Origin of the sequence: Photobacterium sagamiensis (assembly GCF_050337085.1) — a bacterium.
GTDB classification, from domain to species: domain Bacteria; phylum Pseudomonadota; class Gammaproteobacteria; order Enterobacterales; family Vibrionaceae; genus Photobacterium; species Photobacterium sagamiensis.
In genome coordinates, this window is record NZ_JAKJSP010000050.1 from 1 (window position 1) to 21,997 (window position 21,997).

Consider the following 21,997-nt stretch of genomic DNA (forward strand, 5'->3'; position numbering starts at 1 on the left):
TAGTGATTTGGTCAGGGATGCGGCTTTCGTTCTCAATATTAAGCTTCATTATCTTCCGCCTTACAGTCCGAACCTTAATCCGATAGAACGACTTTGGAAAGTGATGAACGAAAAGTCGAGGAATAACGTTTACTTCAAAAGTAAACGTGACTTCAAGGAAGCTATAGACCAATTTTTTACTGTCACTCTTCCAGAGATCGCAGGCTCATTGACGTCTCGACTTAATGATAACTTTCAGGTACTCAAGTCTGCATCTTCAAGTTGATTGGGTATATCCTCTTGACTATCAGAGTATGCGACATTAATAAAATTAGCAGAACGATGAAATATGTCTCTTTCACTCCATGGTATGATGACTTCCATTGCCAAAGTCAAAAGCCGACGAAAAGGTTCACATCTTGCGGCAGGAACAAGCAAAAATGGCAAGAATTTATTTGGTACATTTTCGTGTGTGAATAAATGAATGTGACAATTGTAGATGGTCTTTTCTGTATTGTCTGTCATCTCAGTTCTCCTTACGTTGTGGATATGCTACCAATTCATATGTGTTATGTTTTTGCAGATGACTGTTATCTTACTTAAAAACCTCCGAGAGAAATGGCAAATAATATTTTTCTGATTCTTTAATATATGCGGAGCAATAAATTTTTTTATCGAGTTGCTGCTCCTTTATGCACCATGAGTCATAATTAATTACCTTAATTGACTTGATGCATTCAAATAGCTTATACACCATGTATATGACACTTATGTACCCAAAAAGGGGAAATAAAAGATGTTCACTACTGAGATAGGATTTATATACTGATTCAAGTAAGGTGATTAATAAGATAGAAATAAATGTAGCCTTAGGGATGAGCAATTTCAAATAACTGGCTCTCATGTTTTTTTTGTTGTTGAAGTGCAAATTCTTCAATGTGCTTCTTGTGTCTTTTACTGGGATTGGAGCCCCCAAAAAATAACCATCCCAGTTAGTATCTTTGCTTGACTCAACTACAAGTTTATTTTTGTTTTTCCATTCGTTAATTACTATTGAAATAACAACAGAGTAAATGAGTTTTATCATAAGGAGATATATTAGAACTGCAGGAAACCCAAGTGTTGCTGCTGCCATAGCAAAAACAGCTAGGAATATAAAAATTAATGGTCTAAAAGAATCGTTTGATTTCTTCATGTTAGCCTCCGTTGGATCTTATTTAACGAAGATGGTTTGTATTATTTGCATGATCTGCTTTGTATACAAAGAGAGAGGACAATCAATATTGTTGCATTACATACTGGTAGATCTAGCATCAACCACGCTACCGCACTTATATGCAGCAATACTCACATATGCTTTGAATGTTAGACACTGGCAGCACAAACAGATGTATAATTTAGTGCAATTAATCTAATCTATTGATTTCGATCAAATGGCCACGAAGAGAGGGTTAGTATTGCCGATAACTGTTACCTTGTAACTTGCCGAAAAGTAACGCTATCAAGATACCAATACCCAGGCGGAAACGGGTAAAATCTTGCAGGAAATGGAAAAGCTTAATCAGGAGGTTTCACAACTGCGAGAGCAGTGGATGGGGCAGCTGCAGTCGCAGATTGATGCTATTGAGTTGTAGTGAGATTTATTGGAGAACAATACTTGAAAGCCAGCGAATTTTGGGATCTTGGCTTTCAAGCATCAAGCTCAAAGTTAGCTTCCGTGCTTAGAGAGCAGGTCAGTTGTTAGCTCTAGAGGCTCAAAAGTGTGAGTGCGCTTATCCCATTGTGAAAAAATTCCAGTGTCATAACCGTATATTAACTTTATTTGAATGATGTCTTTTTCTAGTGCAAGCTCATAATTCTGAATTATTAATCCTGCTATATGGCGAGCCAACCTTTCATCATTTATATAATTTTTGTTTAGGTATACATCTGCAGCAACGAAGGTGGTCTCTGTGTCTTCGCCCTTAGTTGATTTCACAAATGACTCACCGTCAGCTACCTTAACTGAAATTACCGGAGGGATTTCCATTATAGCATCTTGGCTTGTAGCAAGCTTTGCAATTAATTCTTGTTGAGAAGAGGTGGGCAAAAAGACTGGTAAGCTAAGCATAGCTATACAAAAAAGGGAGACTATAACTAAGTGTGGTCGCCATACTTTCCCAACACTTTGTTTCTCAGTACTGACGTTTACAACGTAGGTACCTAACGCCAGATCATGTAATGATTGCCTTGTAATACGATTAAAAATATACAAATAGTATGTTGAGAATAGTCCCCCAAAAATTATAAGAGGGTATAAGTATTCTAATATTACAGGTGTGATATCATCATCAGGCTGCACACCGTTAAAATAAGCTGGGATGAATAGTACTAAATATCGGCCGCATGACTTAAAGATGCTTATTGTATTGTTCTCTGAGTCTACCACCTTTATTTTAAATAGCTTTTTACCTAATGTTTGTCCGTTTCCAATGTTGCTATTTAGTATGCCGTAGTAAAATAGAGCAATTGAGAATCCGATTAAATTCCCCCAGTTACCTATTTCAACGAAGAAATCTTGAAACGCTGTTCCTAAGCAAAAGCCAGTGATGCCAAGAATGGAAATATCAATAAAGAATGCCCCGAACCTTCGCCAAAAACCAGCAATCCATCTTTTTTCCTTATTAACTTCTGTCATCGTGTTTCCTTGAATTGAACAAACTTAAGCCGTTCATTTACCTTACTGTGCGCAATTGAACATTTTTACAAAAAGCAGACAATGATATCAGCATACATGTACATGTTGTTGTGTAAGCTTGAAATATGTGAATAAAGCAACAATAAATGCCGTTAATCTTAGTGTTTGATTTTGAACACTTAGCTGTATGTGTTGAGGGGGAGACGGCAACCTTGTAACTTACCAAAAAGTCGGTCAGAATAATCCCATATTGAAAAGCTGCGCCTTCGGGTTGCGGCTTTTTTTTGTGCCTCGCATATGCGGGGCTTTTTTGTACGTGCCGCTAAGTACTTTCGCTGAGAGCCCTTAACCGCACAGACAGCGATACGTCTACATTACGGAGAAGTAAGTAAATGACTATTGAGATCACAGGTAACGAAACGCTAGAAGAAATGGAAGCGATGTTGGATGCATTGGATGATGCTGTTGTGGTTGACGAACCACAAGAAGCTGAACCGGTCATCGACGAAGCGCCAGAGCAGAAAACTGACACTGATAAAGCCAGCTTAGAAGCCGATACGAACGCAGCTCCGGCAACTGCGGAGCAGGAAGATCCAGTGCAGGGCGAAGATCAACAGAAATACATTGTAGCCAAAGACGGCGAAAATAAAATCCCGTTTGAGGTTTTAGAAGCTCAACGCGCTGAAAACCAACGCTTGCAAGATGAACTTGCCGCATCGAAACAGCGTGAAGCTGATTTCGAAAAGACACAGCGTTTGCTTGAAGTTCGTGATAAGCAGCTTGCGAAGTTAGGTGTTGATCCTGCTGACTTACCTGAAAATCTTGATATTACCGATGCGCAGATGGATGAGTTGCAAGAGAATTATCCAGAGATCGCGCCGGTTATCTCTACGTTGCTTGCTAAGGTTCAAGCGCAATCGCCTGTTACTCAGCAACCACAAGAAGCGCCAGCAGTGAATCAGGTTCTCAATGAGAACACTGATTTAAGCGCTTGGAAGCAAGAGCAGGGCGACCGCTGGAACGTGGCATTGCATATTGATGATACCTTACTTGCCGATCCTGCCTTTGAAGGCAAACCGGCATCAGAACGCCTGGCCGAAGTGGTGCGTCGAACCAAGCTCGCATTTGGTGAGGTTGTTGAAATACCCAATACACCAGACACGCAATGTACGGCAGACACACCAGAGACGCCAAGCGAATCTGTTACCGAGAAGGCAAATAAGGTAGTTGAAAAGGCCGCAAGCCAAAGCCAGCCTAATTCGCCATCCGATGTAGGCGCATCCAATACGCATACCGGGACATTGCTACAACAAACATGCAGGCATGTTTTGGTACCGATAAAGCACCAGGGCTTGGTTCGGCATTAATGGGTAACGATATTGAGGATCGCAATATCGCCTTCTGGTCACGGATCAGCGATAAGGTAATGCCTTATGAAGATCAAACCAAGTTCTATGACCGCAGAACCGAGCTATTACAGCTCCGCGACGAATTGAAAGCCTCGTTTGGTGCGGATCGAAATAAACTTTATCAGAGTCATCAAAGCGAGCTTGGCTTGCTTCCATTGCTGAAGGGAACGGAAAAGCAATTAAAAGTACTTCGTAAACGCCGGGATGCGATCTACCAAAGCAGCACAACTACTGCTGAAAAAGACTTGCGTATTAAGGGCATGGAACGACAAATGAAGAAGGTGATTGATAAGTTTAATCAGCGTTATGACCAATTAACAAATTAAATGAAAGGGCGGTATTTGCCGCCTGCTAATATTAAGAGTGAAGTGGTCTGCAGAAAGGAGATAATCAATGCCTAAAGGTAAAGGTGCACCCAATCCGAATTATCCAAGTACAACGGGGAAACCTTCAGGAAAGGGGCGTGGTAATGCGCCAAAACCGAAATAATTAAAGGGGTGAGTAGTTTTCTACTCACTTCTAATCAGGCATCGTAAGCGCTTCCAGTATTTATCAACCATTCCTTAGTGTAACAATTAACGCAATCAGCGCTCTACGCGTATCATCTGGCAATTTGTCAATCAGCCTCAATATTCCATTCGCACTAATCGAACTCAATTGATCTTCCATCGTCAGTAGCAGTACATCAACAGGGTTGATCCCATTGCGTGACATGCTGCGTCACGATCCAAACGGGCGGCCCTGCTACGTTGAATCAATCTGATCGTCAGGATTTTGCCAACAAGCTAGATACGTTTATTATGAAAAATCATAAAAAACAGTAGATTATAATGGCGGCTTTCACTTGGAGTTTCCGATAACGCGATGGTAGCAAGTAGGCTAGGGGGCCACATTATGATTTGTTTTTCCCCTGCTTAATTATGCTACCTTTACGAGTTGCGCGTAGATAGGCATTGCCTATCTTAGTCAGAAGATCGAAGTCATTGTTCAGCGCAGTTTGATATGTACTTATTCCGGTGGGGAATATTTGGCGAATACTTCTGCCGCTGTCATTTCTTTACTTTGGTTAGCAAAGCAATAATAGTCTGGCCTTTGATCACTGAAATACTGCATTTCAATTTCTAGCCCTTTTAAATTGGGAAAGAATCCAGCCGGGATACTATATTCACCCGTTCCCTTTATTCTATAAAATAAATGTGTCCCGCAGTTCTCACAGAATCCTCTTTCTGCCCAATCAGATGAATCATATATTTTTAGTTTGTCACTTCCATCAATTTCTATCTCTGTTCCGCAATGTAATGCGAGGGCAGGTCCTCCTCCCCATTTTCTACACATATCGCAATGACATACTGTGATTTTAGGACTGATAGCGTTTGCTTTAATTTTTACGCTTCCGCATAGACAGTTTGATTCCCCTGAAACACAATTCTTCATCTTTTTATCCTTAATGTTGAAATTTTATATAACTATAGAACGTATTTATTTCAACGGTATCAACGTCACTGGACCGGGCGAGGCTCGGATTTGACGCCATTTGTAGATTGTGGTTTTCTGTTGTGCTGAGATATATCTAAGACTTCCTGATGACTGAACAGTAATAGCCCCCTTAAATGTTAATCTATTATTACAATCTAAAGTGTGGATGGTTCCTGTTTTTTATGCTCTTTAGCTGATTCTTATTGAGCGCATAGCCAGCAATCATCTCTTATAGTTAGCAACTTTCCTGAAGAGTGTTGAAGGAATACGGTTTTTCTGTTTAATAAAACATTTAACCGTCATTAATGTTAATTAATTCAGTTGATTAGGTGGTGAATGCAAATGAAGAATATCTTTATCATTGAAGGTGATTTAACGAAAGCGAATGTTGATGCGATCGTAAATGCCGCTAATCCTCAAATGCTGGGAGGCGGTGGTGTTGATGGAGCTATTCATCGAGCTGCCGGCCCTGGTTTACGAGAAGAATGTTTTAAGGTTGAGCCTGTAAATGGCATTCGCTGCCCAGTTGGAGAAGCACGAATTACATCGGCAGGGAATCTGCCTTCAAAGTATGTCATTCATACCGTTGGGCCAGTATATAAACATGTTGCTAACCCGAGAGAATTGCTTGAATCAGCTTATTTAAACTCGCTTCGGTTGGCTATCGAAAATCACTGTCAAACAGTCGCATTCCCCGCGATATCTTGTGGTGCGTACGGTTATCCTCATCAAGAGGCAGCAGAGGTCGCACTTGGAGTATGCAGTCGCGATGAATTTAAAGCACTTCAAATCTACTTCTATCTAATCGGTAACCAGATGGTAGAAATATGGAGTGGTGTAAAAAGCAACATGGATGAGGAAGGATGATCGTTAAGTTGCGCAGATTTATTGTGAGAAAACTCAAGATATGCTTCTAAGTTTTCATGTTTTGGCTAACAAAAGTCGCATAAATGAAACAGTCCTCCCCATCTTTGTTTATTTAAACTTTAATAACTTATAACTGTTATCTCTCATTAAACGGCCCGGTTATTTTTTTATGCGCATAGCTAATCGATCTCAGCGTGGAATGACTATAGTTGAATATGCAATTGTGGCATCGCTGCTATCGCTGGCAATAACTGGCGCATTCGGAGCACTAGGAAATGTTGTAAGCGGAACAATTGGCGAGATTGCGGTGTCGACCGGCTCAGGTGGCTCGGGTACGGCAGGTGATTCCGGACCGTCAGGTGATTCCGGACCGTCAGGTGATTCCGGACCGTCAGGTGATTCCGGACCGTCAGGTGATTCCGATACGTCAGGTGATTCCGGACCGTCGGGTGATTCCGGACCGTCGGGTGATTCCGGACCGTCAGGTGATTCCGATACGTCAGGTGATTCCGGAACGTCAGGTGATTCCGGAACGTCAGGTGATTCCGGAACGTCAGGTGGTTCCGATACGTCAGGTGATTCCGGACCGTCAGGTGGCTCCGGACCGTCAGGTGGTTCCGGACCGTCAGGTGGTTCGGGTGCGTCAGGTGGTTCGGGTGCGTCAGGTGGCTCGGGTACATCTGGTGGTTCAGGTACGTCAGGTGGCTCGGGTACATCTGGTGGTTCCGATACGTCAGGTGGCTCGGGTACATCTGGTGATTCAGGTACGTCAGGTGGCTCCGGTACGTCAGGCGGCTCGGGTACGTCAGGTGGTTCCGGTGCGTCAGATGGTTCGGATGCGTCAGGTGGTTCCGGTGCGTCAGATGGTTCAGGTAGGTCAGATGGCTTCGATAGCGGATTTGCAAGGGCTGCAGAGCCGTTAACTATCACCAGTATTGAGTTTGATCAGGTGGAAGAATCGCAATTCAGCGCTAATCATGCAATTGAACAAACGAGTGAAGGTAACAGCCAACCAGCGAGCAGTAATAACGACAACAAGTCATGGCAATGGCTGCTGGGCATATTGTTGATACTGTTCTATCTTCGGCTAACAAAATGGCTGGTGAGTCCCCAGGATCAAAAGAAGAAAAGAAATAATCCGCAGTAAGCGCATGTTCTGTTAAGGAATCAGTTGATTATGGAGATGGACGGAGGCTTTATGTATTAATAAAGGCAGCCCTCCCTCCCTCTAGAGAAACGTTTCTGTTATTTTGGTGCGATTGATTAAATAGTAGCATGTGAAATCGCCAAGTTGTTCGTTCACCAGTGTGCTAAAGAAATCAATTGTCCTCATACTAAAAATTGAATTTTTGTATGACATTTCCGTACGAAATAGTGATTATTAAAGATAACAAATTGATAGGGATGTCATCTTGAGGGCTTCCTATTTAACGCCTTGAATTTACTCCTGTTTCTCTGGGTTCCTAATGAAGGTTTAGTGGTGGAGACTGCAAGAGGAAAGGAACTAAACATACGCAGATCACATTTATCGCTTAAAGGGTATTGACGTTTATAGGTAGGGGTATCAAAATATAGAAACGTTTCGAGTGGTAATCGTAGATATAAAGGATGAGATGAAAAATGAAAATAAATAAAACTAGATTCTCTGGTACCTTTTTGTTGCTTCTGGCTAGTTTGGTTTTTCTGCTTAGTGAGCAAGTAAATGCAGGCCAAGTTATCCATGATGATATATCGATACAATCATCTTTATATTCTGCGCACTTTGAGTCTGAACTTCAGAATAATGTGGACTTTTCAAAGTATGTGTGGCGATGAGCCCTGACACAAAAGTCGCTTGTGTCATTATTTTTGTTAAGGGCGGTAAGCTTCAGCTAGAACTCGATGTAAATAACTATATAGCTCTTCTTAGTTTTATGTACCTGAAAGGTGTGAATATATAATGCAGTGTTGTGCAACTCCAAAGATGGTGCAAGTGAAACGTAATTTTTGGCAACGAGTATTTTACAATGCGGTTTATACTTGTACAGCCTGTGGCAAGGTTACAAAGTTATGATAGGGATTGTGATAAATAAGGTACAAGCAGAATCAAAATTTTCATCAAGACGGAAATAATTTTAATAACTACCTGAAAATGGTAATCGTTATGAATGTGGCAAACAAATAACCGATTTAATGTAGCGAACAGATTTACTACCGATATTACCGTTTAGTAACTGCATTGTAATGTCAGGCTGGCGATGTTTAGTTAATATTAGGATAGAAAGTGATACAACGAATTAAATCAATAATTGGTATTGGATTATTCTGCGGCGTGATTACCAGTGCTTCATACTATATGCATGAAAATCCAGTTTCGCGATTCCAAATGTTCCCATCGCGACAGCAAGTAGAGAGTACTGAACACCGGGATTTATTTGCTCATTACGCTGCACTGAAGCAAATCCCTATTCCTATCGGTACATGGGAAAGTTCAAAGGGATATGAGCACAAAGAATACTTATTAAAGATTAACAGAAAAGGTGGTTTTGTCTTATCAATCAACACACACAAAGAAAAAGATCAGATGGCTATGACGGGTATATTTAAGGTTAAAGGAAGTACACTAATAGCAGAAAACATGGTTGGTTCAGCTAAAAGAATGATGCCGAAAAATGGTCATTTGATTGTTAAAAGTTTTTCAGGTGACGAAATGGAAATTATAGAACCTCATACTCTCAATATCATAAAGCTGAAATTATCCTGATAACGACTGAAAAATATACAGGCCTAATCTGATAAGATGGTAATGAATTTTAGCGTTCATATTTTGCCACTACCTGCCAACCAAGCGCGAACGCTATGAAAGACTCTGTCCGTATCCTAAAAGCATTTTGAGATAGCTAAAAGCCAATGAATTCTCGCTGAACTCTGCATCTTGAGGTAGTTTGGGTATATAGGGTTCCACTAAAGACAGCGCTTATGCTTGCAAAACAGTTAAGAATAACAAGATTGGTCTTCTGTTGTTTGTGTCTCTTTTCGCTGCCGCTCTATGCCAAAACAGTACATACAGGAGTCAGCGAAGGCATGAATTACCGGGTTGAACTGCTGGCCTCCGGGCTTGGGGTTCCTTGGGGAATGGTATTTGTTGATAGTGACCATTTGCTGATCACCCAGCGCCATGGTGCCGCAGTAATAGTGAATCCATCAACAGCGGTAGTCACTTCCGTCACAGGAACTCCAACGGTGCATGCAGAAGGGCAGGGTGGGTTGCTGGACGTTGCTATTCCCTACCGTTATCGTCGTGGAGGCTGGATATACTTTACCTACAGTAAAAACCTAAAAGGACAGGGTGTTACAGTGTTAGCCCGAGCGAAGCTTAATAAAGCCGTGCTGGTGGATTGGCAGGATCTGTTGTTAACCCGATCGGCATCTTCAACCAGTCGACACTATGGCAGTCGGATTGCCTTTGATAATACCGGCCACCTGTTTGCGACCATAGGCGATCGGGGGGAGCGGCCTAATGGCCAGGATCTTACTACCCATGCTGGTTCGATACTGCGGCTGAAGTTGGATGGTAGCGCCCCCGCAGATAACCCCTTTAGCGCAGACAGTGGAATACTTCCGGAGATCTGGAGCTACGGTCACCGTAACCCGCAAGGTATCGCTTATGACCGAGAGACAAATCGGTTATGGGTAATTGAACATGGCCCCCGTGGCGGTGATGAGATCAACCTGATCATTCAAGGGAAAAACTACGGCTGGCCCATCACCTCCCATGGAAAAGAGTATTGGGGACCCGTTGCGGTGGGAGAGGCGAGAGAAAAGCCCGGCATTCAATCACCAGTTAAGGTCTACATCCCCTCTATAGCACCGGGCAGTCTTATTCTCTATAACGGTAAGGCCTTTCCTCGGTGGCGAGGTAACCTGCTGGCGGGTGCATTAAAACTGCGGCATATAAACCGGGTGATTTTGGATAAGGGTGGCAAGGCCGTGGGAGAAGAGCGATTGCTGACAGAGTTGGACCAGCGAATTCGCGCATTGGTGCAAAGCCCGCAGGGCGAGATCTATTTCACCACTGATAGCGGTAACCTTTATCGCATTGTGCCTGAGTCAAGATAGTGATGATTTCTTACGTAAACCTTATATCCGATGACTCTGTCATGCGGAGGCAATATGTTTTTTATAAATAAATTAATTTATAAAATCGACACTTGTTTTATAGGATTGTTTTTATTCATTTTATGATTTATTTTGCAATTGTGCCAGAGGCGTATCAGAACTTAAGGTTCTGATTTGTTAAAGTTTAATTAGGGAGATGCGTAAGTTGTGTGACAGGCACTGTGCATTACTATGTGCTCAGAAAAATAAATGCTATTTATCTACCATTAAGAACTAGCGGCCAGGAGGCCACTACATGCATCAGGAGGGATGTTCGATGCTAGTAATTCGTCCGATCACCGAGGCTGATTTTCCGGCGCTTATGCGTTGTGCGGAAGAGTCAGGTCATGGTTTTACTTCACTTCCGGTCAATGAAGAATTGATTCAAGAGAAAATTAGCCACTCGATAGAGAGTTTTAACAGAGAGGTGACTACAGCTGGCACAGAAGGTTACTTGATGGTTGCTGAAGACACAGAAACAGGTGAAGTGGTCGGTACCACGGGCATCGAAGCCGCGATAGGCTTAGATGTGCCGTTTTATAGCTATCATATTAGTAAAGTCGTGCACTCCTCGCGCAAGCTGGGTGTGCACAATGTGGTTGGACTGTTAACTTTTGGTAATAACTACACAGGTTGTAGTGAAGTTTGCACTCTGTTCCTGCGTCCGGAGTGGCGTGAGGGCCCTAATGGCCGCCTGCTATCTAAATGCCGTTTTTTGATGATGGGAGAGCACCCGCAGCGTTTCGCTAAAACGGTGTTTGCTGAAATGCGAGGTGTTTCGGATGAAGAGGGTCATTCACCATTCTGGGAGTGGCTTAAAGAGCATTTCTTTTCGATTGAATTTACTCATGCAGATTACCTTGTTGGTGTTGGCCAGAAAGGCTTTATTGCCGATCTCATGCCTAAGCTGCCGATTTATGTCAGCTTGCTGAGTAATGAAGCTCAGGAGGTGATTGGCCAGGTGCATGAAAAAACCCGGCCGGCACTTCGTCTGCTGGAAAAAGAAGGTTTTACTAACCACGGTTATGCCGCAATTTTTGATGCAGGCCCGACAGTAGAGTGTGACCTGGTTAATATTGAATCTGTCCGCCATGCATTCCACTGTTGGGTCGAGATTGGTGAACATACCGGCTCAACTGAATATTTGATCAGTAACACCCGGTTCCGTAATTTCAGAGCCGTAGCCGGCAAAGTGGCTGTGGATACAGAGCTTAACCGAGCTCGTATTTCCTCTCAAATGGCAAAGGCACTGCAGGTTTCTGACGGTGATACGATCCGGTTGGTAGCACAATAATTATAACGACGAATTGAATTTCGTTGTTAACCAACCAGCAGAGCGCGGATTTTCGATTGCAACAATCAGATGCAATTGAGATTTTGATTTTATTTGGTGAGTTGCTGGTTTATTAACATCTCCATTGTGATTTAACTATTTCCTGGCTTACATCTTGACTGTTCAGGAAATAGTTCTTCTGTGAGCCCTTTCAACTCGCCCATAGGTGCGGGCCAGCTGCTCGTTAGCTACTCTAAATTACGTTGATATAACGACTATACCGTCATAAATTTGGTTTGCTATCAAACGACTGGCAACGCGCTGAATCGATCAGAGAATTGCCCCTATTGGTATATACCCAAGTTACCTCAAGATGCAGGATTCAGAGTGATGCCAGCCAGTTCAATTCAAGGAAAATGTGCGAAGGAATGACAGGTCCTTTCGAGTGCATTTGACACAGAAGTGAGCTGGCTGGATCACTCCCGAAGGGCGAGTTTTCCAGGCACTAATGTTGCGTTGCTGATTTTTGATGTAGAGCGACTATATCTGCAAATCAGCGCCTGATCTTAGCGCCTGGAAATTCTCGCTGAAACGAGCATCTTGAGGTTACTTGGGTATAGATCCTCTATAATTTAAGTTTCTGCTATGTTTAGGTTTTATATTTGCCATTGCAAAATGAGGTCGAAAATGGAAATAGTTCTCTTGAGAATAATTCTGATTATTTCTGTGACGACTTTTATATTTAAATGTGGTGATAGTGAGTTCGATTCTGTTTTTATTCCACCCGCTGTAACACCAGAAGCAAAAAATATTATTATATTTATTGGGGATGGTATGGGGGAGGAACATCGAAAAGCTGCACGTTTGGTAAAAGTTGGATCTGCAGGCAAACTTTCCATGGACAACATGCCAACAAGAGGTTTTTTACAGACGCATTCTGCGGATAACTTGATAACGGATGCTGCTGCTGCAGCAACTGCATTAGCCACGGGGGTAAAAACAAATAATGGTGTTATAGGGTTAGATGCTAACCTTGGTTTTGTTCCAACAATATTAGAAGATGCAAAGAACCAAGATAAACTTGTTGGTCTAGTTACTACAGTACATATCACACATGCAACGCCTGCTGCGTTTTCTTCGCATGTTGAAAATAGAGATATGATGACAAATATTGCACTTCAGATGCTGAATGCAGATATTGATGTATTGCTTGGTGGTGGAGAGGATGAATTTCTCCCAAGATCAGAAAATGGCTGCTATCCGGAAGCGGGTGAAAGGGATGATGGAAGAAACCTCATTCAGGAAGCTATATCAATTGGATACACTTATGTATGCGATTTACCTTCATTTAGAGCAATCGATTCGTCTTCATCGCTAAAGTTACTTGGGCTTTTTGGTGATGAAGGCATGATACGATCTTTTTCTCCTTCATTAGCTGAAATGACACAAAGTGCGATAGATATACTTTCGAAAAAACCAAATGGTTTCTTCTTAATGGTTGAAGGCGGTCAAATTGATTGGGCGAGTCATGATAATGATGCGGCTAATGCTATCTCCGATACGATAGACTTTGATGAAGCCGTTGAGGTTGCCAAGCAATTTTCACTCATTGATCGCGATACATTGATTATTGTAACAGCAGATCATGAAACAGGTGGTATGTCAGTTTCACCGTCATCGAGTGGTTTGGCTAGCGAAGATGGACCATTTAGTACAGCGGATGGAAATTTGTTTTATGTTAATTGGTCAACGACAGGGCATACCGCAGTCGATGTGCCAATAACATCACAAGGCCCTGCATCTGAGAGATTATCAGGAGTTCATGATAATACATTTGTTCATCGTGTCATGCATGGTGCTCTTAGTGGCGACTAGTTATTTAAGCATTATTTGATTTTTTAATGAGCAACGATGACTCCCATTATTGTAATGGATCTTTTCTGTTTAGTATCAATTTGTTCCAAAACACTTGGTATTTTAGAACTGAATTTAGTGAAGTGAGCACGATGATTATTTTGAGTAGGCTATTTATAAATCAGCGGCTTAGTCGCTTGTTATGCACAAAGAGTAATAATGTGCATTATTATAAACGCTGATAATCCTCTTCATTCATTTAGATCAACATTTAATCTCTAGGAATACTACCGAATAGACTATTGAGATGTGAAAGATGATGACTAATTATGACTAATTATGAATAAGGGGTGAAGAATTATGCATTATGCACTTTGCACCAAAAGTGAGTTACAACGCACTTTATGCATAGACAACAATCTAGATTGGAAAGAATATATATCTTATACTTCAGCGGCATGCTTGCGTGGTAAATATGCATGCCATGCTGGTGGGGAATAATTAAGGTGCAATTAGGTGGTTAAACAACACTCGTCAATTAAACATAAAATTGCCTTTTCTTTCTTTGGTGTTTCGGCTCTGCTCACCGCAATGATTTTTTTTGTGATTGGAATCGTATTTCTTCCCAGCATCTGGAAGGTAGAGGAGGAGACGATTGAAAGCGATCTACATCAAGCAATCAATATGCTAGATCGCGAATTTATACGTTTGGGGAACTATGCAAATGACTGGGCTTATTGGGATGATACATACCGATATTTAGCCGATGAAGCACCCAATTATGAACAATCAAACTTGAGTGATGATACTTTACGTATCGCTAACTTCAGTTTTATAAACATTACAACGTTAGACGGCGAGATTGTATGGGGACGTTACTTCAAACCTGACAGTGTGGATACTGGCTATTCGGGATCGCCGACAATCGACGGAGTCTGGTCTGAACGATTTAAGAGAGAATTAAGTCAATCGCCGGAAGGATTAGACGGTTACTTATCAACGCACTTAGGAACTATCTTTATTGCCGCCAGACCTGTTTTAACCAGTCATAAGCAAGGGCCCTCACGTGGGTGGGTGATTGTTGGCTTTTGGCTAAACGGGCAGTTTACACAAGAATTTAGCAATCAAATGCGAAAATCTATTCTTTTTGCCCCAGCTGACTTGGATGAGGTTGAAGCATTCAGGAAGCAGCTTACAACCAGCACTAATTTTTATATTAAGAGACTAAGTCTTACAGAGATCAGAGCAAAAGCCCTTATTCGAGACTACAAAGGTGACGCCGATTTTACCTTAACCATTGATAAACAAAGAATCGGGTTTATTGAATCATTGAAAGCAATGATCTCCGCCTTTTTAGGACTTACTATTGCCGGTATATTCTGCTCGTGGTTTGCTTATCGGCGTGTGAAAAAAGTGGTGTTGGATCCCTTGTCGGAGCTGGCCAAATCCATGGAGCAACTGGGTAATCAGAATACACCACTTCCCCTGCCAACAATCAATAATGGTGATGAAATCACCTTGCTCTACCGGAAATACCGACAGATGGCTAAGAGGTTGATCAAGACTCAGCAAGCACTGAAAGAGCACTCAGCCTGCCTGGAAGAAGAGGCATTAACAGATCCCCTCACCAAGCTACATAACCGGCGCTACCTAGATCGTTTAATGGCGCGGGTCAGTGGAAACGTGCTGCATGATCCCAGTCAGAAAAAGTTATTACTGGTAATTGATGTCGATCATTTTAAAAAGTTGAACGACAATTATGGTCATGCAACCGGAGACATGGTCTTGATCCAGTTGGCAAATATTCTTAATTCTATTTTTCGTGAAAATGATCATGTGGTGCGCATGGGCGGGGAAGAGTTTTTGGTCGTTTCCGCTTGTCAGGGAGAGGACTATAGTCAAAAGTTGGCAGAGCGGGTCAGATCACGTATTGAAGCGTTCAGGTTTGGCTCTGAACTGAATAAATCACTTCCTGTGACTGTCTCGATTGGCTTCGCCTGGTTTCCGCTCTGCGAGTCCCCGATGTTAGGCGAAAACTGGCAGACTGCATTGGAGTTGGCGGACTACGGCCTATATAAAGCAAAAGTGGCTGGCAGAAACTCTTGGTGTGGCTATTATGCTGACCTCTCTATTACCGAAACTCAATTAGCGATGATACCGGATAAAGTAGACACACTGGTTGAATCGAAAGTGTTGCGACAAGTCGTTTTCGCTGCTAAATAGAAAGCAGTCCGAACTTATGTCGCTGTTGAACAGTGCTCTGACAGTGTAATTTCAGCGCAGGTTTTAACCTTATCCGGTGAAATCAATGAGCATTTAGCTAATATTTACGTAGCATGTAAATGGGGCATTTTCTAATAGCTAACAGGCTGTCATTAGCTTTTCGTGAATACCTTCCAGTTGTTGTTGAGTTACCTTCCCAGCAAGAGTGTCTTTAATAGTGGCTTATTAATACAACCCCATATAAAAACCACACGAGCGGTTCAGCTCTCGTCATTTTTTGTTATATGATTCTTTTTTCACTGTTGCATATTAAATCTACTATCCTTCATTGTTAATGAAGGCGAGAGATTTATGTAGTTAGCTTGCCTGAGGAACTGTGATCAGACATATCATTGTCCACAAGTCCAAGAGGAAGAACTAAATGAGACAGAATAGAGCCATACAAAAGGGGTTTGCCGCTGCGCTATCTGCTGTGCTTGCCGCCGCTTTCATGACGATGACGGCCTTTGCTCAAGAACCGACGCCTGGATATAACAGTAAGATCCCTGAGTCGATTATGACCCCGGATAAGGTGGAGACGAGGATTGGCACCCTCGAGTTCTTCGACGGGATCCCCACCAAGGAGACTGCCGCGCTGCTCTACGACAACCTCGACTTTCTTCGCGGTGTTGAGACATTTCTGAATGCGATGCCTGCAACCTCGCTGGAGGCGCTTCGGCTCGGTCAGGCGGCACTTGGAGCCAAGAATTCGAACCAGGTCGTGATCTTCGATCAGTTGATGGATAGCAATCCCCTGTTCCTTACCGGCAACACGGACACGGTCTATTGCCTCGCTTTTCTCGACCTCAAGAAAGATGGCCCGACGGTAGTTGAGATCCCTCCGGGGGCTGGTCCGGGAACGACCAACGACGCCTTCTTCCGCTTTGTGATCGACATGGGCGCACCTGGTCCCGACAAGGGTAAAGGCGGCAAGTATCTGATCCTTCCTCCCGATTTCGCGGGCGACGTCCCCGAGGGCTACTTCACAGCCAAGTCAACCAGCTGGGTGAACTGGATTGCCCTGCGCGGTTTTCTCGTTGACGGCAAGCCGGATGCGGCCACCAAGATGTGGAAGGACGGTCTGAAAATCTACCCCCTTGCCAAGGCATCGAATCCGCCCTCAATGGAGTTTATCAGCGGCTCCAAGAAAAAGTTCAACACCGTTCATGCCAATGACTATCACTTTTTCGAAGAACTTCACACCGTCATAGATCGAGAGCCGATCGAAATGCTCGATCCTGAATTGCGCGGACTCTTTGCAGCTATTGGCATCCAGAAAGGCAAGCCTTTTGCCCCTGATGACCGGATGAAAAAATTGCTGACTGAAGCTGCGGCGGTGGCTAATGCGACGTCACGTGCGCTCTTATGGCATGAACGCGATGAGTCGGCATTTCTGTATGAAAACAGTTACTGGAAGATGGGTTTCGTCGGCGGATCCTATGAATACCTCCGGGACGAGGGCATGGGTGGGCGCTATCAGGATGCACGGACCCACTTCTATTACTTTGCGACAGTCAATACGCCGATGATGGCAGCAAAATTGGTCGGAAAAGGCTCAAAATACGCCTGGGGCTATCTGGATTCGAAGGGCAACTACCTCGACGGCGGCAAGACCTACAAGCTGAACCTCCCCAAAGATCCGCCCGCCGAGAAATTCATATCAGTGGTAGTCTATGATCCGCAGACCCGTTCCGAGCTCCAGACCGACCAGCCCTTTCCTGGCAAGAATAACAAGCGCGACAAGATGATCGTCAATGACGACGGGTCGATTGATCTCTATTTCGGCCCTAAAGCACCTGAGGGTAAGGAGGCGAACTGGCTCCAGACTGTTCCCGGTAAGGGTTGGTTTTCCCTCTTGCGTCTCTATAGCCCAACCGAGGCTTGGTATGACAAGACCTGGCGTCCTGGTGAGATCGAACTGGTGGTGAAACCGTAACGTATGAATTCGGACCTATTATTTAATACCAATCGGGATTAGTATCTGGTCAATTCAGAACGTTGCCACCGACTTGAGAACAACACAAATTGATGAAGATATAGTGCTCTACATCAAGGCAATTTGGGGCAGTAATCAGGTTGCAGGCACGTTCCCAAAAGGCAAGTTTTAATGGCTCAGCCAGGGATGACTGACTTAGACAGTTTCAATCATTATGTATAGGCACTAGATGTGTGTCTACTCAATCGAAAGTGAGAGCTATCCCGTATAGTTAGCGGGATAATTCTATTTGCCGGTGATTCGTTTTCTTGAGATGTCTGTTCTTGTTAATATGTCTTAACTTACACAACATAAGGTTAGGCTTAAATGCAAAAAGTTGATCTTGAAAAGCACCTTTCCGGTTTGCGCGGTTCTGAGTCCAGTTATCCTTTTGGACCCGAAGCCTTAGTGTTTAAGGTGATGGGCAAGATGTTTGCGCTTGTATCACAGCTAGACGACACCCCAAGGGTTACATTGAAATGTGCGCCTGCTGATGCTGAAGTACTGACCAGCCAGTTTGAGTCCATTACTCCCGGTTACTATATGAATAAGAAGCATTGGATCACTATCTTACTCACTGGAGAGGTATCTGAATCCATGCTGATTGATTTGGTTAATGGCTCATATGCACTTGTTGCCAGTAAATTAACGAAATCTGAAAAACAGGAACTTGAACAGCTTTAGCATGATAAATGATAGCTATGACTTAACGCTGTTCTTGGCCGAAATTTTCGCTCGAATAAACTCGGAGTGATCGAGATAGATTAAGTCGGAAACCTGTCTAATAACGGCTTCTTCCATCGGTTTGACTATGCCATCGGCATAAGCAACCTGCCACATTGCCTCAATGAGCTGAAAGCGTTCTTCCGGCATTAAAGTACGTAACTTCGTCGTGAACTCAAACAATGATACCGATTGTTTGCTGTGGGTGACGGCTTTAGCCAGTAGTTCTTTGGCTTCATTTTCATTGATATCGAGCAACATAACTAACAAATGTATTTTGGCAGATTCTTCCCGAGGATCGATATCGTGATCGGCATTGGCGACTTCACAAAGTAGTGAGGCCATTGCAAGATTAATTGCGGGTGTATCGGCCGAACCWTCTTGAAAAACGCCGCCTTCGCTACCCTCGAGCATCACTTTGCGGAACAGGGTGCGTAATTGAGTAAACATAGGTTGCCTCTTGATAAACTAAATCGTCATACAGAATCCAAACCACTTCAGAATGCTGTATTTACCAATACTTTGGGTATTTATCCGCATAATTCAAGGGTTGCTAAATAATTTTCTGCCGGTTTTCAGTTACAGTTCAGGACAGTGACGGAAGCGTTGCCTGAACTCCCTTGGTGTTAGCGAACTCCATTTTTTGAAGCGGGTACTGAAATTGGCAGGGTTAGGATAGCCGCTTAGTTCACAGATATGCTGGATTGGCCAGTCAGTAGCGCTGAGCAGGCGAGCTGCATATTCCATTCGTAATCGTGTTAAATGGGCCATGGGGCCGTGTCCATAGTATTGCTGGCATAAGCGATGGAAGTGAGGTTCTGAACAAGGATGAAGTGCGGCAAGTTCCGAAACCTGCCAGTTTCGATGAAATTGCTCTTTGGCACGAGCAAACACTTTCTCTAACCGCAGCAGTGAAGTCGGCATCGATGTAGGTAATCGGTGAGACACCAGCAACCTGATCTGTTCAACCAGACTGTCTCCTAATTGATTACCGACGGGATAGGGCAGTGACATAGACTGCTGTAAGCAGTCGATGGTTTTTCTTAACATATCACCACATTGAGTTTTACTGTAAGTAACCTCGTTAGGCAACATATTCTCCCATTCACCATTGTCACTGAGCATAACCCAGGCGATATCCCAGATGTTGCTTTCATTTCCACTCTCATTCCCGCCCTCTTTATCATCTTGGTTCATACCAAAACCATTGGCATAACCTGGCGGCACATAAATAACACTGCCGGGTTCGAGTTGCCATTTTCTTACCGGGGTTTCCAGCCAGCCGTCACCGCAACAAGTGAACAGCAGCATGTGCATATTGGGATTACGACGGTAAATCGTGAAGCTATCGCGCGCGTAATTTATAATGCCATCTACAAATTTACAGCAAAGATGCCACCTTCCATTGGCAGCATAAATGTTATCTTATCTGTACAACCTTATCTGTTCACACATTTAGTTGTATTGACTCACACTCGATCTGATAGTTAAGTCCGTTAGACTTGACTTGAACTGACAGAACTTTACTCATTTTACCCGATACCGATACCGATACCGATACCGATACCGATACCGATTTCGATACCGATAGTGAGAACTGGCTAACTTTTGCCCCAATCTGTTAGATCAAAAACGCATTCATAAACTGTTCACGCTGATTTTTGATAATTGAAGTAATGTGGTGACTGATAGTCTTACCGTGAGTCAGCATCGTACGCTTACTCCCAATACCGAGCGTTGCGCAAATTTGATGGTTCCTAGCTGCATTGGTTTTTACGTTAGCTATCAGTGACAGCTAGCTTTGATTGCTCTTAGAAGAAGCATGAGTTTATTGAAAATATATTCAAATGTTAAAAAATCATTTGGTATGTTGGGTCTATAAATAATTGATAAATTGGATAATGTTTTACTTTTTGTTGATATCGTTCACGGATCTTGGTTACTGTTGCTGGTATTTTGCGCTACTTTGTGACAATTGCTGACTAACATTATGACAATTATCAAACTATTACCCTTGATTGCTGCCATTGCTGTTTTATCTGGCTGTGTATCTCGAACAGAGAAACCATTCCTTTACGATATAACTACTTATCCTGAACGCGTCAAAGTAAACAAAGACAATTGGGATGAGGTCGTAAAAGTCAGCTATATGGCTAATGCGCTAATGGAAAATGATAATCGCGCTGAAATCATAAAAAAGGTGACTAATTCAAAGGTTGTGAAAGAGTGGAACTCTGCACAAACTGCCACGGTCGCACAAATGTCTACAGACTTAGCTGTGGGGCAGTTTAATTCGGGTGCTGGAGCGCATGTGGCAACCGCTGTATTTGCAGCTGATGTGTTGTTGGGGGAGTTTTTCGATGGTAGCGAGGACTTCGCAACAAGCGCATGGTTACCAAAAACATATAATGGACAAGAGTTAAATACTGAGCAGCAGGCTCAAGCAGCGTTAGTCGATCTATCTATCAAGCGAGCACAAAAAATAGCAAAGACATTGGGCTGGGAAGCAACATGTGTTTATGGCTGTGATTCAAGACGTATTATTATGCATTTTAAGAACAGCCAAGATCGTCCACTGCATACTGATTACATCTATAAACCTGCTGAATTTGCCATTCAAATTTCGATCAATTCATTGGTTAAAATTGATGCTCAAGATCCCATTAATGCTTTAATGGGTGAGCCACTTAGTTGGAAAACTAATGGTTATAACTCTTATTTTGTCAAAGTGTTAAGTGGTCTTGTACATGATGAAAATGGAGGGTTGAAATTTACCATTAACGAAAATAATGGACAAAAATATATTTTCGCTTACAGAAATATGGGTGAAACGCATCTAGGGCGCGACATCCTTCGTACTTATCACAGTACACCATACACTTTGTTTGGTTCTAATGATCAATACCCAAGCGTGATCTATTACAATGGTGTGGCTTACACGTTCTTGAGTAATAGCAACACCTATATTGCGTCTCATTATCTTGATGAGCCGTATCTACTAGACGGCAAAGAGCCAGTTAGCACTCCAGTTGAGAGCCAGACTCAGGTTGTTGACGGTTATTAAAAACGAAAACTTATTAGTACATGCGGGCTTATAAAAGCCAACTCTCAGGCTAAGGCGTTCTACTAATTTGTAGAAATAGAGCTTATGGATACATTCTTTGCTCTGACATTGAAGCCTGTTGAGGATAATCAACTTACAGGCAGATAAAAGGTTTTTAGGGTTTAGCGTACCACCAACAAAAGACGACCTCACTTGTCACATTTACATTCTCAAGCCAGAAGCGGCGAATGATCACGGAGCTATTTACTTGATAGGTCATGAGTTATTGCATGGCTGGCCATTATCACGGCTAGCGCGCTGT

19 protein-coding genes and 1 pseudogene are annotated in these 21,997 nt (G+C 42.9%); 14 read left to right on the forward strand and 6 right to left on the reverse strand.

Annotated features, from left to right (window positions below; all coding sequences use genetic code 11):
• Window positions 1-265: transposase (locus L4D76_RS21450; RefSeq protein ID WP_428442915.1), on the forward strand; the 265-nt coding region annotated here is incomplete at its 5' end.
• Here L4D76_RS21450 and L4D76_RS21455 read toward each other — a convergent pair.
• The 3 genes from L4D76_RS21455 to L4D76_RS21465 all read right to left on the reverse strand — a co-directional run bounded on the left by L4D76_RS21455 (window position 235) and on the right by L4D76_RS21465 (window position 2,656).
• Window positions 235-504 carry a hypothetical protein gene (locus L4D76_RS21455; protein WP_428442916.1) on the reverse strand — a complete coding sequence of 90 codons (270 nt, stop codon included), beginning with the start codon at window positions 502-504 and terminating at the stop codon, window positions 235-237. The two genes, L4D76_RS21450 and L4D76_RS21455, sit on opposite strands and share 31 nt — an antisense overlap.
• Before the next feature lie 70 nt (window positions 505-574).
• A complete protein-coding gene (locus tag L4D76_RS21460; protein WP_428442917.1) occupies window positions 575-1,174 on the reverse strand; it encodes a hypothetical protein in 600 nt (199 codons plus the stop codon).
• Between the two features lie 513 nt (window positions 1,175-1,687).
• Window positions 1,688-2,656, reverse strand: coding sequence for an RDD family protein (locus L4D76_RS21465; protein ID WP_428442918.1), 969 nt, complete (start codon window positions 2,654-2,656; stop codon window positions 1,688-1,690).
• A gap of 392 nt (window positions 2,657-3,048) precedes the next feature.
• Between L4D76_RS21465 and L4D76_RS21470 the strand changes: the two genes are divergently transcribed.
• From L4D76_RS21470 to L4D76_RS21480, 3 genes and pseudogenes are all read left to right on the forward strand, one after another.
• A complete protein-coding gene (locus L4D76_RS21470) occupies window positions 3,049-4,023 on the forward strand; it encodes a hypothetical protein (RefSeq protein WP_428442919.1) in 975 nt (324 codons plus the stop codon).
• Window positions 4,023-4,391, forward strand: a complete 369-nt coding sequence (locus L4D76_RS21475; protein ID WP_428442920.1) for a hypothetical protein — start codon at window positions 4,023-4,025, stop codon at window positions 4,389-4,391. The genes L4D76_RS21470 and L4D76_RS21475 overlap by 1 nt, the downstream gene beginning before the upstream one ends.
• Before the next feature lie 399 nt (window positions 4,392-4,790).
• Window positions 4,791-4,889 (forward strand): annotated as a pseudogene (locus L4D76_RS21480) (YaiI/YqxD family protein); the annotation flags it as partial.
• Window positions 4,890-5,073: 184 nt separating this feature from the next.
• Here L4D76_RS21480 and L4D76_RS21485 read toward each other — a convergent pair.
• Complete coding sequence (locus L4D76_RS21485) at window positions 5,074-5,499, reverse strand: GFA family protein (RefSeq protein WP_428442921.1); 426 nt, start codon at window positions 5,497-5,499, stop codon at window positions 5,074-5,076.
• A 378-nt stretch (window positions 5,500-5,877) separates the two neighbouring features.
• On the opposite strand from L4D76_RS21485, the gene L4D76_RS21490 reads away from it, so the two are divergent.
• The 9 genes from L4D76_RS21490 (at window position 5,878) to L4D76_RS21530 (ending at window position 18,593) form a co-directional block, all read left to right on the forward strand.
• A complete protein-coding gene (locus L4D76_RS21490; RefSeq protein WP_428442922.1) occupies window positions 5,878-6,408 on the forward strand; it encodes a macro domain-containing protein in 531 nt (176 codons plus the stop codon).
• Window positions 6,409-6,607: 199 nt separating this feature from the next.
• Window positions 6,608-7,555 carry a collagen-like triple helix repeat-containing protein gene (locus L4D76_RS21495; protein ID WP_428442923.1) on the forward strand — a complete coding sequence of 316 codons (948 nt, stop codon included), beginning with the start codon at window positions 6,608-6,610 and terminating at the stop codon, window positions 7,553-7,555.
• 1,116 nt (window positions 7,556-8,671) lie between these two features.
• Complete coding sequence (locus L4D76_RS21500; protein WP_428442924.1) at window positions 8,672-9,151, forward strand: hypothetical protein; 480 nt, start codon at window positions 8,672-8,674, stop codon at window positions 9,149-9,151.
• 320 nt (window positions 9,152-9,471) lie between these two features.
• Entirely contained in the window at window positions 9,472-10,506 is a 1,035-nt protein-coding gene (locus L4D76_RS21505; RefSeq protein ID WP_428442925.1) for a PQQ-dependent sugar dehydrogenase, read from the forward strand.
• A 316-nt stretch (window positions 10,507-10,822) separates the two neighbouring features.
• Window positions 10,823-11,839: an arginine N-succinyltransferase gene (gene astA / locus L4D76_RS21510; RefSeq protein WP_428442926.1), complete on the forward strand. Its 1,017-nt coding sequence runs from the start codon at window positions 10,823-10,825 to the stop codon at window positions 11,837-11,839.
• Window positions 11,840-12,505: 666 nt separating this feature from the next.
• A complete protein-coding gene (locus tag L4D76_RS21515) occupies window positions 12,506-13,693 on the forward strand; it encodes an alkaline phosphatase (protein WP_428442927.1) in 1,188 nt (395 codons plus the stop codon).
• Window positions 13,694-14,188: 495 nt separating this feature from the next.
• Window positions 14,189-15,895 (forward strand): diguanylate cyclase domain-containing protein, encoded by a 1,707-nt coding sequence (locus tag L4D76_RS21520; RefSeq protein WP_428442928.1) that lies wholly within the window; start codon window positions 14,189-14,191, stop codon window positions 15,893-15,895.
• Window positions 15,896-16,316: 421 nt separating this feature from the next.
• Window positions 16,317-17,870 (forward strand): DUF1254 domain-containing protein, encoded by a 1,554-nt coding sequence (locus L4D76_RS21525; RefSeq protein ID WP_428442929.1) that lies wholly within the window; start codon window positions 16,317-16,319, stop codon window positions 17,868-17,870.
• A gap of 366 nt (window positions 17,871-18,236) precedes the next feature.
• Window positions 18,237-18,593 (forward strand): MmcQ/YjbR family DNA-binding protein, encoded by a 357-nt coding sequence (locus L4D76_RS21530; RefSeq protein ID WP_428442930.1) that lies wholly within the window; start codon window positions 18,237-18,239, stop codon window positions 18,591-18,593.
• Between the two features lie 15 nt (window positions 18,594-18,608).
• Here the strand turns inward: L4D76_RS21530 and L4D76_RS21535 are convergent, their stop codons facing one another.
• Both L4D76_RS21535 and L4D76_RS21540 read right to left on the reverse strand, forming a co-directional pair.
• On the reverse strand, window positions 18,609-19,082 hold the full coding sequence (locus L4D76_RS21535) for a tellurite resistance TerB family protein (RefSeq protein ID WP_428442931.1): 474 nt from the start codon (window positions 19,080-19,082) through the stop codon (window positions 18,609-18,611).
• Window positions 19,083-19,211: 129 nt separating this feature from the next.
• Complete coding sequence (locus L4D76_RS21540) at window positions 19,212-19,949, reverse strand: AraC family transcriptional regulator (RefSeq protein WP_428442932.1); 738 nt, start codon at window positions 19,947-19,949, stop codon at window positions 19,212-19,214.
• A 673-nt stretch (window positions 19,950-20,622) separates the two neighbouring features.
• Between L4D76_RS21540 and L4D76_RS21545 the strand changes: the two genes are divergently transcribed.
• Window positions 20,623-21,696 carry a hypothetical protein gene (locus tag L4D76_RS21545; RefSeq protein WP_428442933.1) on the forward strand — a complete coding sequence of 358 codons (1,074 nt, stop codon included), beginning with the start codon at window positions 20,623-20,625 and terminating at the stop codon, window positions 21,694-21,696.
• Window positions 21,697-21,997 lie beyond the last annotated feature (301 nt).